This is a genomic window from Kaistella sp., from assembly GCF_032060305.1.
Lineage (GTDB): Bacteria > Bacteroidota > Bacteroidia > Flavobacteriales > Weeksellaceae > Kaistella > Kaistella yananensis.
In genome coordinates, this window is sequence record NZ_DAMBHK010000054.1 from 3,770 (window position 1) to 16,496 (window position 12,727).

11 protein-coding genes and 1 pseudogene are annotated in these 12,727 nt (G+C 38.8%); 9 read left to right on the top strand and 3 right to left on the bottom strand.

Features of this window, described 5'->3' with window-relative positions:
- The 3 genes and pseudogenes from V5N63_RS08410 to mutY all read right to left on the bottom strand — a co-directional run.
- A pseudogene (locus tag V5N63_RS08410) lies at positions 1-494 on the bottom strand (sugar kinase); the annotation flags it as partial.
- A gap of 40 nt (positions 495-534) precedes the next feature.
- Positions 535-1,089, bottom strand: coding sequence for a gliding motility lipoprotein GldD (gene gldD / locus V5N63_RS08415; protein ID WP_332033587.1), 555 nt, complete (start codon positions 1,087-1,089; stop codon positions 535-537).
- 227 nt (positions 1,090-1,316) lie between these two features.
- Entirely contained in the window at positions 1,317-2,357 is a 1,041-nt protein-coding gene (gene mutY, locus V5N63_RS08420) for an A/G-specific adenine glycosylase (protein WP_332033588.1), read from the bottom strand.
- Positions 2,358-2,404: 47 nt separating this feature from the next.
- Here mutY and V5N63_RS08425 point away from each other — a divergent pair, with 47 nt between their 5' ends.
- The 9 genes from V5N63_RS08425 (at position 2,405) to V5N63_RS08465 (ending at position 12,693) form a co-directional block, all read left to right on the top strand.
- The gene (locus tag V5N63_RS08425; RefSeq protein ID WP_088264242.1) at positions 2,405-2,695 is read left to right on the top strand and encodes an HU family DNA-binding protein; all 291 of its coding nucleotides are present in this window, start codon (positions 2,405-2,407) and stop codon (positions 2,693-2,695) included.
- Between the two features lie 403 nt (positions 2,696-3,098).
- Entirely contained in the window at positions 3,099-4,658 is a 1,560-nt protein-coding gene (locus tag V5N63_RS08430) for a ribonuclease E/G (RefSeq protein WP_332021952.1), read from the top strand.
- 164 nt (positions 4,659-4,822) lie between these two features.
- Entirely contained in the window at positions 4,823-7,333 is a 2,511-nt protein-coding gene (locus V5N63_RS08435; RefSeq protein ID WP_332033589.1) for a cation-translocating P-type ATPase, read from the top strand.
- Positions 7,334-7,447: 114 nt separating this feature from the next.
- A complete protein-coding gene (locus V5N63_RS08440; RefSeq protein WP_332033590.1) occupies positions 7,448-8,077 on the top strand; it encodes an NUDIX hydrolase in 630 nt (209 codons plus the stop codon).
- Between the two features lie 24 nt (positions 8,078-8,101).
- Complete coding sequence (locus tag V5N63_RS08445; protein WP_265143176.1) at positions 8,102-8,911, top strand: lysophospholipid acyltransferase family protein; 810 nt, start codon at positions 8,102-8,104, stop codon at positions 8,909-8,911.
- A 10-nt stretch (positions 8,912-8,921) separates the two neighbouring features.
- On the top strand, positions 8,922-9,359 hold the full coding sequence (locus tag V5N63_RS08450) for a hypothetical protein (RefSeq protein WP_332019611.1): 438 nt from the start codon (positions 8,922-8,924) through the stop codon (positions 9,357-9,359).
- A 12-nt stretch (positions 9,360-9,371) separates the two neighbouring features.
- The gene (locus V5N63_RS08455) at positions 9,372-9,917 is read left to right on the top strand and encodes a hypothetical protein (RefSeq protein WP_332033591.1); all 546 of its coding nucleotides are present in this window, start codon (positions 9,372-9,374) and stop codon (positions 9,915-9,917) included.
- A 90-nt stretch (positions 9,918-10,007) separates the two neighbouring features.
- The gene (locus V5N63_RS08460; protein WP_332033592.1) at positions 10,008-11,195 is read left to right on the top strand and encodes a homogentisate 1,2-dioxygenase; all 1,188 of its coding nucleotides are present in this window, start codon (positions 10,008-10,010) and stop codon (positions 11,193-11,195) included.
- A 220-nt stretch (positions 11,196-11,415) separates the two neighbouring features.
- Positions 11,416-12,693, top strand: a complete 1,278-nt coding sequence (locus V5N63_RS08465; protein ID WP_332023276.1) for an acetyl-CoA hydrolase/transferase family protein — start codon at positions 11,416-11,418, stop codon at positions 12,691-12,693.
- Positions 12,694-12,727: the final 34 nt, after the last annotated feature.

Consider the following 12,727-nt stretch of genomic DNA (forward strand, 5'->3'; position numbering starts at 1 on the left):
GCAATCATCTGCATTAACGTATCCCAGGCAGAATCCATCCAGAAATTCATGGTATCCAAAATAACCAGCTTCGGGCGGTTTTTCATCCTTTCAAGGACTGAAAGCTGAACGCCGGGGTGAAGGTTACCCAACAACAAAATCTCTGCATCCTGCATAGATTCAGGAATTTTTGGGTCGAAATTTTCCAAAACATTCACTTCAGTGACCAAAGTATCTCTGGAGTTTAAGTCGTTGTGATATTTACCGCTCCAGAAAAATGTTTTTCCTTCTTTTACGATTTCAATTCCTTCAATATTTACGCCTCTAGAGGTAAGCATATCCAGATCCGACTGCGGAAAATCGCCACCAATTACGGAAACGATACCGGATTCAACATTAAGGATAGAAGATGCAATGCCAATATAGGTTGCCGCGCCTCCCAAAATTTTATCTGTTTTCCCGAAAGGGGTTTCAATAGCGTCAAAAGCGACAGAACCAACAACTAATAGTTTCATTTATATTTTGTTTAAAGTTTTTAATTTATTTCGGGGAAACTTATTTCCATTCAAATGTATCGATTAAATGCTGTAAATCATTTTTTATATAAGCAACAGCTGGTGCCAGAGAATCGGGTTTTGGTCTGGAATTGAAATAGAGGTTTGCCGTTACATAATGTCTTGTGGAATCTGTAACAAAAAACTGCAGATTGGAAGCTGTAGGACCGCTGAGTTCGTAAAAATTCCCGAAAACATTGCGTTCCGGATAGCTAAAAGATTTCGTATCGATGCTGCTCGCTTTGATGGTATGTTCATAAACCATCTTCTCAGACTCCTTTACATGAAGTGCAAAATCATTTTTCACAGGAAAATAAGTGACGAAGACTTTGGCTTTCATTTCCGGATATTCAATGTAGTACCAGCAGTCGTTTTTTGCATTTACAATTTTAGCAAAATCCGAGTATTCGAAACTGAAACCGCACGGCGAAACGTATTTCTGGTACTTCGCCTTTGGATATTCTAACCGGAGCTCGCCCGAAGGTTTCGGCTGGGCTTCTTCAGCACATGAAAACAAAAAAAATCCTAAAAATGTGAAAATGAGTTTTTTAAACATTGCGCAAAAGTACAAATTTGATTTGAAATTTTATAGGGAGATTTCGCTGCCAAAAAATGAAATTCTTTAAAGGAAAAATAAGTATTTATTAAGGAAAAAGGATTTAGGAATCTTCTTTTTATTTTGCATATCAATCATTTAATTCTAAAAGATTCCTAAATCCATTTAAACAGTTACAGTGGTTAACTGCTTTGTAATTAGAGTTCATAATACGTGAAATGTTAAATTCAAATTTCATCTTCGATCCATTTCAGATAATTTTCCAGTGGTTTTGGGAAAGATTTCTGGTGAGATTCTTCCAAATCTGTAATGATAAAACCATTTTCCAGAGCGAAATTTTTAAATATCTCTTCTTTATGCAAAATCACTTTGTATATATTTACGGTGAGATTTTTATGCGTGAGCTTGTGCAAAACCGTTTTATGATGAACGATTTCTGTTTTAAATTCGGCAGGAACCTCTGTAGGAAATTCGTAAAGTCTTTTCCAGATAAAATCATCGCCTCTTCTTTTGATAAGAAATTTACCGTCGCATTCCACATAATAATAATTAAGTTCCAAATCTGTGGCTTTTGCTTTCTTAGATTTCACCGGAAATTCATGAATTTTTCCTAAACTGAATGCCAGACATTCCTTATTTAATGGACATATCCCACATTTGGGATTTTTCGGTCTGCATATTTCCGATCCAAGGTCCATCATGGCTTCGTTAAAATGCCCCGCTTCGTTTTCAGGCATCATCCTCAAGGCCAGTTCAGAAAAGTATGAAAACGCTTTCGAGTTTGAAATATCGAAATCATCAGCAAAAACCCGGGATAATACGCGGTAGAAATTGCCGTCTACCGCTGGGAGCTTTGTTCCGAAACATATACTTGAAATGGCTGCCGCAGTATATTTGCCTACTCCTTTCAAGCTCAAAATATCGTTATAGTTTTCCGGGAATTTACCCTGGAATTCCTGTACGATCTGAAGTGCTGCTTTGTGAAGATTAAGGGCGCGGGAATAATAACCGAGTCCTTTCCAATATAATAAAACCTCATCATTTTCGGCCTCAGCCAAAGTCTGCACATCCGGAAATCTATGGATAAACCTGTTATAATGATTCAAACCCTGTTCGATTCTGGTTTGCTGAAAAATTATTTCGCAGATCCAGATTTTGTAGGGATCATTTGTATTTCGGAACGGTAAGTCCCTGCCGTGTATTTTGTACCATGCCAAGAGCAATTCACCAACGTGAAGAAAATCAGCATTTTGTTTTTTACTTTTCAAAAAATGTTCTTATATTTGCACACCAAAAATATAAATAAATAAAGGAAATGACAAAGGCAGAATTGGTGAACACCATCTCGAATAAATTGGGAACTGAAAAGAATGAAACTCAGAAAGTTGTAGAAGCATTCATGCAGGAGATCAGAACTTCAATGTATAATGGCGACAATGTTTATTTAAGAGGTTTCGGTTCATTTGTTATTAAAACAAGAGCAGCAAAAACAGGAAGAAACATTTCTAAAAATACAGCAATCGAAATCCCGGCTCACAATATCCCGGCTTTTAAACCGTCAAAAACTTTTGTTGAGAAGGTAAAAACCAAAGTAGCAATTAAATAATTAACTGAGAGAATATATAAGTTACAAATTAAAAATTTTTAAATTATGCCAAGCGGAAAGAAAAGAAAGAGACACAAGGTTGCAACTCACAAAAGAAAGAAAAGAAGAAGAGCGAACAGACACAAGAAAAAATAATCTATTCGCGATTTACAATATAACAATATAGTTGGTGTTTTTATATTTATAAAATTTCACCGACTATATTTTTGTTTTGTCCCAAAATTTAACCTACAGATTGAAGGATTTAGTTATACCGGCTGCAGCATGGTATACGCCCCACAAATACACATTCTTAGTCGGTAAACATTATTTAAGTACCAAAACAGTTAAAAATTTTAGATAATATCCGCAGGAATTTCTGTAAATTCCCTTGTCTAAATCTTTTTAATTCCCCAATACAAGAATGAAGAAAGAACTTATTATATCACATGAAGATGAAAGGTCTAAAATCGCCCTTCTGGAAGACGGAAGGCTTTTTGAGCTGCATGAACAGGAAGACAAAAGCGACTTTGTAGTTGGCGATCTGTTTATCGGTAAAGTAAAAAAACTCGCGCCCAACCTTAATGCAGCTTTCGTGAGCATCGGGTACGAAAAAGATGCATTTCTGCATTATCAGGATTTAGGTCCGCAATTCCTCACGTATAAAAAATTTCTGAAAGATACTGTTTCAAAAAAACAGCAAAACTCTTCCCTCAAGAACTTCGAAGTTCAGCCCGAAATCAATAAAAACGGCCTGATTGACAAAGTACTTGCAAAAGACGACAGCGTAATTCTGCAGATTACCAAAGAACCTATTTCTACCAAAGGTCCAAGAATATCCACCCAAATCTCCTTAACAGGAAGATTTCTCGTTTTAATCCCTTTCGATAAAAGTGTTTCGATCTCAAAAAAAATTGCAAATGGTGAAGAAAGAGAGCGACTTAGGACTTTAATTGAAAGCATTAAACCCGAAGGTTTTGGCGTAATCATCCGCACAGTTGCCGAAGGTAAAAAAGTAGCTGAACTGCATAACGATATGAACCAACTGGTTCAGAAATGGGAAACCACCTTCAAAAACCTTCAGAAAAACAAAGTTCCAAGCCGGGTTTTAAGCGAAGAAGACAAAGCTTCAGCAATTCTGCGCGATAACTTCAATGCAGATTTCGTTTCTATTATCTGTGATGATGAGCAGATGGTTGACGACATGAAAGCATATATTGAAGTCATCGCTCCGGAACGCAAAAACATTGTTCAGTTCTACGATAAGCCTATTCCGCTGATGGAATATTACAATGTTGAAAAACAGCTGAAACAGAGCTTTGGCAAACATGTAAATATTCCAAGTTCCAAAGGTGCTTATTTAGTGATCGAACACACGGAAGCGCTTCACGTAATAGATGTAAATTCAGGAAACAACATTTCTTCGGGAAGTGCCGGAAACAAAGAACATGCGCTGACCGTAAATAAAATGGCCGCCACCGAAATTGCGCGACAGTTAAGATTACGCGATATGGGAGGAATCATTGTGATCGATTTCATCGACATGATTAACGCAGATCACCGCCGGGATTTATACGAACACCTGAAAAAGGAAATGAGCCGCGACAAAGCCCGTCACAAAATTTTACCTCCAAGTAAATTCGGATTAATTCAGCTTACGCGACAAAGAACCCGCCCGGAAAACATCATCGAAACCAAAGAAGAAAACCCTAATGCCGACGGGGAAATCCTTGCTCCGATTGTAGTGGTTGAACGAATGGAAGAAGTAATAAAAGGCCTCATTCAGAAAGAAAAAGGAAAGATTTTTCTTCATGTACATCCTTTTGTTGAAGCCTATCTTACCAAAGGTTTGGTCAGCATACAGACAAAATGGTATCTGAAATACAAAAAGTGGGTCACTATTATTCCGCGCGATTCCTTTAAATATCTGGAATATAAAATTATCAACTCCCAGAAAGAAGAGCTTATGAGCTATTCTAATTAAAACCGAAAATACAAAGCAGATTTTACGTAAAATTTGCATTTACAAATTACAACTCCCTCCTGTAGGGAGTTTTTTTATTACGAAAAGGATTGTGTTAAAATTTTATCCGGATAATTTCGTAAATTACAGTTCGTTTTATCCACCCACAGTTTAAAATCTGAACTATGCCGGCAAATCATTTTAACATTCAAGGTTTATCAGCTGAAGAAGTACTTCTCGCCCGCAAAAAATTTGGCGACAACACCTTAAAATATAGAAAAGAAAACACTTTTTTAGATGCTTTGATAAGCCTCGTTAAAGAACCCATGATTATTCTGCTTCTGGTGGCAGCCCTAATTTATTTTGTGAACGGCATGGTGAGCGACGCGATATTTATGGTTTCGGCCATTGTGGTGATTTCGCTGATTTCGCTCTACCAGGATTCCCGCAGCCGAAATGCGCTCGAAAAGCTTAAGCATTTCACACAACCTAACTGCAAAGTCATTCGCGACGGAGAAATAGTGGAGATCAACAGTGAAGAGCTGGTTGTTGGCGACAGCCTGATTATTGAAGAAGGAACATTGGTTGTCGCCGATGGAACCATCGTTCATTCGAATGATTTTTCTGTTAATGAATCAATTCTCACGGGAGAATCTTTTGCAGTCTATAAAGATAAAATGAAAGAAGACAACCTCGTTTACAAGGGCACGACTGTAGAAAGCGGCCTTGCAATTATAACGGTAACCAGCATCGGAAACGAAACTAAACTCGGTAAAATCGGCAAAAGTCTCGAAAACATTAAGGAAGAAAAAACTCCGCTTGAAATACAGATCAATGATTTCGTAAAAAAAATGGTTATCGCTGGAGTTGCCGCATTTCTTTTGGTTTGGGGAATCAACTATTTTAATTCTCATGATATTCTCGACAGTTTGCTGAAAGCCTTAACCTTAGCAATGAGTATTCTGCCTGAAGAAATCCCGATGGCATTCACCGCATTTATGGCGATTGGCGCCTGGCGGCTTATGAAGATGCAAATTGTGGTAAAACAGATGAAAACCGTTGAAACTTTAGGCAGCGCCACCGTAATCTGCACCGACAAAACCGGCACAATTACTGAAAACAGAATGAGTTTAGCTAAAATTTTCGCACACGGAATGCAACAGATTTCAGAACCCGGACAAACATTAACAGCTAAAGAAAAAGAACTCATTACTTTCGCGATGTGGGCAAGCGAACCGATTCCTTTTGATCCTATGGAAACCGCGCTGCATGAAGCTTACCGGAATTTAGGAGCCGAAGATGAACGGCCGCATTTCAAAATGGTTCACGAATATCCTTTGGGTGGAAAACCGCCTATGATGACACATATTTTCAGGAACAGCGCTGGTGAAAAGAGGATTGCCACCAAAGGAGCTCCTGAAGCAATAATTAATGTCTGCAACCTGTCTGACGAAGAAAAACTGAAAATCATCAACGCGATTGATACCATAACTAAAGAAGGTTACCGCGTTTTAGGAGTGGCAAAAAGCGAATTCGCAGGTGACAGTTACCCACAACATCAGCAGGAATTACCTTTCACATTTTTAGGAATCGTCGGGTTTTATGATCCTCCGAAACAAAATATCAGTAAAGTCTTAGAAAATTTCTATCAGGCAGGCATTTCTGTAAAAATCATTACCGGCGACAATGCTGCCACAACACAAGCAATTGCCAAGCAAATTAATTTTAAAGGTTCAGAGAAAAGCATGAGTGGTGATGAACTCATGAAGATGTCAGATGCTGATCTCCATAAAACCGTAATGGAAACCAATATTTTTACACGAATGTTTCCGGAAGCAAAACTTCGTATCATTAACGCTCTAAAGGCCAAAAACCAAATTGTAGCAATGACCGGAGACGGTGTGAATGACGGACCGGCCCTGAAAGCCGCTCACATCGGCATCGCAATGGGAAAACGAGGTACGGAAATTGCCAAACAGGCCGCATCTTTGATCCTGATTGAAGACGATCTCTCGAAAATGGTAGATGCCGTCGCCATGGGCCGGAAAATTTACACTAACTTAAAAAAAGCGATTCAGTACATTATTTCGATCCATATACCGATTATTCTTACGGTTTTCATTCCGCTGGTTCTGGGTTGGATTTATCCAAATATTTTCTCACCGGCACATGTTATATTTTTAGAATTAATCATGGGTCCCACCTGCTCTATCGTTTTTGAAAATGAACCGATGGAGAAAAACGCGATGCAGCAGAAGCCCCGCTCCTTCAAAACAACTTTCTTCAACAGCCGGGAATTGCTTACAAGCATTATTCAGGGATTGGCTATCTCCGCAGGAACATTGTTTACCTATCAGTACGCAGTACAGAATGGTTTTAACGAAGCACATACACGCACGATGGTTTTCACTGTTTTGGTTGCTGCTAATATATTTTTAACGTTACAAAACAGGTCATTTTACTATTCAATCTTCACGACTTTAGGTTACAGAAACAACCTCATTTTACTGATTATTTCGATTACTACAGGAATAATGCTGCTTTTACTTTACGTACCAACATTCACTGAATTCTTTTTATTCGAAAGACTTTCAGCTAATGACCTTGGACTTTGCATCCTGATCGGTTTAATATCTGTCCTTTGGTACGAACTGGTAAAACTAAGGCTGAGATTGAAAAACAAAAAACAAGTTTAACTTATTTTAAAAACCAAGAAACATCAGCTCAAAAACTGCAATAGGAAAAGTGTTCAAATCAATTTTAACTTTCTTTTAAAACACTTTCAGTATTCAATTTCCTAAATTTGTGACATGGAAGTTTTCGGGAGAGATCTTATCAAAAAAATTCAAAGTGCAGAACTGTTGGGCGAAAACGCGCACATGATTTATTCGCCACCTTACCGTCCGCTTTTTTCTTACGATGAAATTATAGCCAGAAATCCAAAATTTGCGGCAGTAAACATTGTACTTTATCTTAAAAATAACGAATGGTATTTTCCTCTGATGGTAAGGAGTACCAACGAACGCGACCGTCACAGCGGACAAATCTCTCTTCCTGGCGGAAAAAGAGAAGAAACCGACCGTAGTTTCGAAGAGACTGCAAAACGTGAAACCTCAGAAGAAATGGGAATCGAAGAACATTACATCCGCATCATCCGCGAAATGTCGCCCATTTATATCCCGCCAAGTAACTTTTATGTAAGACCATTTGTATCGTATACTAAAAAAAATCCACAGTTCATTCTTCAGGAAGCTGAAGCTGTGGAATTAATAGAATTCCCTGTTTCATCGATTCTGGAACTTACCGAACAGCCTGAAATGATGGCCTTACCAAGCAGCAGAGGCGTGGAAGTTCCGGTGATTAATTTCAACGGATATATTATCTGGGGTGCGACTTCAATGATTTTAAGTGAATTCAGCAAATTGATGAAAAATTTGTAAATTCGCGGTCTATGTAAATTGATAATGGCGAAGAAAAATATTTTCACAGATGCATTTGGCAATCTTTATTTCCTGAAAAGATTAATCATTTTCATTTTAGGAATTGTTTCTTACAGAAGATTCAATGGCTTCAACAAACTGAAAATTTCCGGCACCGAAAATCTGGTTGATTTGCCCGACTCCAACGTACTTTTTGTCTCTAATCACCAGACGTATTTTGCTGATGTAGCCGCCATGTATCACGCATTCTGTTCGGTGAACAACGGTTATCTGAACACGATAAAAAATCCTGTTTATCTACTGAATCCTAAAGTTGATTTTTATTACGTGGCTGCGGAAGAAACCATGAATAAAGGTTTAATGACTAAAATCTTTAAACTTGCCGGAGCCGTAACCGTAAAAAGAACCTGGCGGTCGGAAGGTGCAAACGTAAACAGAATGGTGGATTTAACCGAGGTAGAAAACATCATGAAAGCGCTGGATAACGGCTGGGTAATTACTTTCCCGCAGGGAACAACCTCCGCATTTGCACAGGGTAGAAAAGGGACAGCCAAACTCGTGAAAAACCAACGCCCCATCGTAATTCCTATAAAAATCAATGGATTCCGACGTGCATTCGATAAGAAAGGTCTTCGGGTAAAAGTTACCGGTGTGAAACCAACCATGGAGTTCAAAAAGCCTTTGGATATTGATTACGACAATGATGATGCCCAAACAATTTTAACAAAAATAATGGTCGCGATAGAACAAACCGAAGATTTCAACGTTCTACATGAATACGACCAGGAATTAAAAGCTCAAAAAACTGAAGAGAAATCTACCTTAAAATCATAAAAAATTCTGAATGAAAAGATTTATTGCATTTTTCGTTTTACTGGCACTCGCCTCTTGTACGACACAGAAAAAATATACCGATTTCGATTACAGTTATTCCCGCAGCGGCGGTTTGTCACCAATTTACGAAAACCTTTGGATCAAAGGTAACAACGCCCATTATTCCTTCGAAGGACAGGGTAAAAACATTAAAAAAGATTTTACACTTTCAAAAGAAGAGCTCAATAACATACAGAATGTTCTGGAGCAGAACAATTTCCGAATGATTCAGGAAGATTATAAAAAACTTTACGATTATATTTCGACTTCTATCGTTGTGAAAAAGGGAAGCCAGTCGGCCAGCAAATCAGATGCCTCTCATATCATGGAAGGCGATAAACGCCGTTGGGAAAATGTGGCAAACACCTTCCGCCAGCTTATTGATTCCAAAACTGCCGAAGCAAAATAACGATAGCTAATAATGACCGATTTTTCAGAAATTACTGCGTATTCACAACATAAAACGCGCGTATTAATTTACAGCTCATATCCTAAAACCGCCGAACTGGTTTTGCATGTCCTCGATTTCTTCGAAAAAAAAACCGATTATATTCTGGCAAACGGCACTAGTAAAACTACGGATTGCGATTTTGTAATTTTAGAAACTTCGGACCTTCAGAAGGCTACAGATTTAAAAGCTAATATTGCGCTGATTTCAGATGAAATGAACAGCGAAAACCTGTCATTAATTCTTAAAAACATTACAGCAGGCGGCGTTTTGGTTTATCCTGAAAAAGCAGAAGAAGCAATAAACGAAGCAGAAAACTATTTCCGGAAATTATCTTTTTCCGACGCTGAATTTAAAACTGAAGGTGAAAAAATATTCATCAGTACTGAAATGGGTGAAATTCCGCTTGGTTCCAGTGACGCAAATTTGGTAAAGAATATCAATGGAATTAAACTGCTCTGCCAGCAATTTGGTATTATGGAAGAAGATTTCTACGAAGCGATGATGAGTTTCGAATAATTGCTGACCAGCATTTTACGCATTCAACTTTTACTTTCATTCAAAGTCTGAAAATTTATTTAAATTTACCTTGAAACAAAAAGTAAAACAATGCGCTATCACCAATCCGGTAAAATTCCTCAGAAAAGACATACCGTTTTTAAATCCGAAAACGACAATTTTTATTACGAACAGCTTTTCGGAACTGAAGGTTTTCACGGAATTTCTTCGCTACTCTATCATATTCACCGCCCAACGCAGATAAAATCCATCAGCGAACCAAAAGACGTATCGCCTAAAATCGCGGTCGGAAAAAATGTGACGCCGAGGATGTTTAAGGGAATGAATGTTACCGCTGAAGACGATTTTCTCGACAGTCGCAAGATTCTTATGCTGAATAACGACCTGAAAATGGGTCTCTCAAAATCCAGAAAATCCACCGAATATTTTTATAAAAATGCCGAATGCGACGAAATGCTTTTCGTGCACGAAGGCAGCGGAGTCCTGAAAACTTTTGTTGGAAATCTGGAGTTTGGTGTGGGTGACTATCTTATCATTCCGCGCGGTACAATTTATCAGCTTGAGCTGCACACAGAAAACAATGTTTTTCTGATTTTAGAAAGCCATTCACCGATTTATACGCCAAAACGTTACAGGAACGAATTTGGGCAGCTGCTGGAGCATTCACCGTTTTGTGAAAGAGATATCGTAACGCCAACTTTTGTAGAACCGAAAGATGAAAAAGGCGATTTTCTTATCAAAGTAAAAAAGGAAAACCAAATCTGGGATTTCATCTACGCAACGCATCCTTTTGATGTCGTGGGTTGGGACGGATTTTTCTATCCTTTCAAATTCAATATCAAAAATTTCGAACCTATTACGGGTAGGGTTCATCTTCCGCCACCGATTCACCAGACTTTCGAAGCGCATAATTTTGTAGTTTGCTCATTTGTAGCGAGAATGTACGATTATCATCCGCTGGCCATTCCGGCGCCTTACAACCACTCCAATATCGATTCAGACGAAGTGCTTTTCTACACGGAAGGTGATTTCATGAGCAGAAATCATATTGATCTGATGGATTTCACGCTGCATCCGGGCGGCATTGTTCACGGTCCGCATCCCGGCGCGATGGAACGCAGTATTGGAAAAAAATTTACGAAAGAATACGCGGTAATGGTAGATCCGTTCCGACCTTTACAACTCACGGAAGAAGCCCTGAAAGTAGAAGATCCTACTTATAAGACTTCCTGGCTCGAAAATATTGAGAATCACCTGGAAGACCGTTCTCAGGAATAAATCAAAAGCTAACATAACGTTAGCTTTTTTCATTTAAAATATAGTAAATTATCTGCGACAAAAGGAGTATAGAAAATTCCAGCGTAGTTCCTAAATCGCAATCATACTAATCCGGGAAAAAAATTTTAAATATTTTCAAAAACTGAGTTTCCTCATTTCGAATCTTAATTGAAATGGCTAAATTTGATGAAATTAACAACAGTAATCTAATTTCAATATTATGGTTCAATACGTAAGTGCCGAAGAAGCAGTTTCGATGATTCAGAGTGGTAACCGGATATTTTCTCACGGCAGTGCCTGTACTCCCAACCTTTTAATTGATGAACTTGCAAAACAATCCTCACGGCTTAAAGGGGTAGAATTTGTCTCCATCACCCAACAGGGAAATGTGGAAGTTGCCAAACCTCAGTACAAAGGCAGTTTCTATATCAACTCTTTATTCGTTTCAACACCTGTTCGCGACGCCGTAAATTCGGATCGCGGAGATTTTGTTCCTGTTTTTCTAAGCGAAATACCTACGCTTTTTAAAAAAGGCTTGCTGCCTATCGATGTGGCTATGGTTACTGTTTCTCCACCGGATCAACACGGTTACTGTACCTTGGGAACCTCTGTGGATGTTGCAAGAAGCGCCGTAGATACCGCAAAGATCATCATCGCTCAGGTAAATCCGAGAATGCCGAGAACCCATGGTGACGGGATGATTCACTATACCAAAATCCATAAAATGGTTTGGCATGAAGAAGAGCTGCTTACGGTTGATTACGGCGCAAAAGTAGGTGAAGAAGAGTTGCTTATTGGAAAAAATGTAGCTGAAATCATCGATGACAGAGCCACACTGCAAATGGGAATCGGAACCATTCCCGATGCGGTACTGAAATGCCTGCATAATCATAAAGATCTCGGAATTCATACCGAAATGATCAGTGACGGAATTGTAGAATTGGTGGCAAACGATGTAATTACGAATAAATACAAAGGCACGCACTCCAACAGAACCATTACCAGCTTTGCTTTCGGAACAAGAAAATTATACGATTATATCGACGACAATCCTTCCTTTGCTTTTATGGATGTGGAACACGTAAATTATCCCATCAACATCATGAAAAACAAAAACATGGTGGCCATTAATTCAGCCATTGAAATCGACCTTACAGGCCAGGTTTGCGCAGATTCCATCGGCACTTTCCAGTTCAGCGGAATTGGAGGACAAATGGATTTCATGCGGGGAGCAGCACTTTCAGATGGTGGAAAACCGATTATTGCGATTTCTTCCCGCACCAAGAAAGGCGTTCCGAGAATTGTTCCTTTCCTGAAACCGGGAGCCGGCGTGGTGACTACAAGGGGGCATATTCACTACGTCGTAACTGAGTTTGGAACCGCTTACCTTTACGGAAAAAGTTTAAGACAGAGAGCGAAAGCACTGATTGATATTTCGCACCCAGACGACAGAGAAATGCTTGAAAAAGCAACCTTCGAAAGATTTAAATGTCTTTAAAAATAATCCAATCCCGAAATTTTCGGGATTTTTT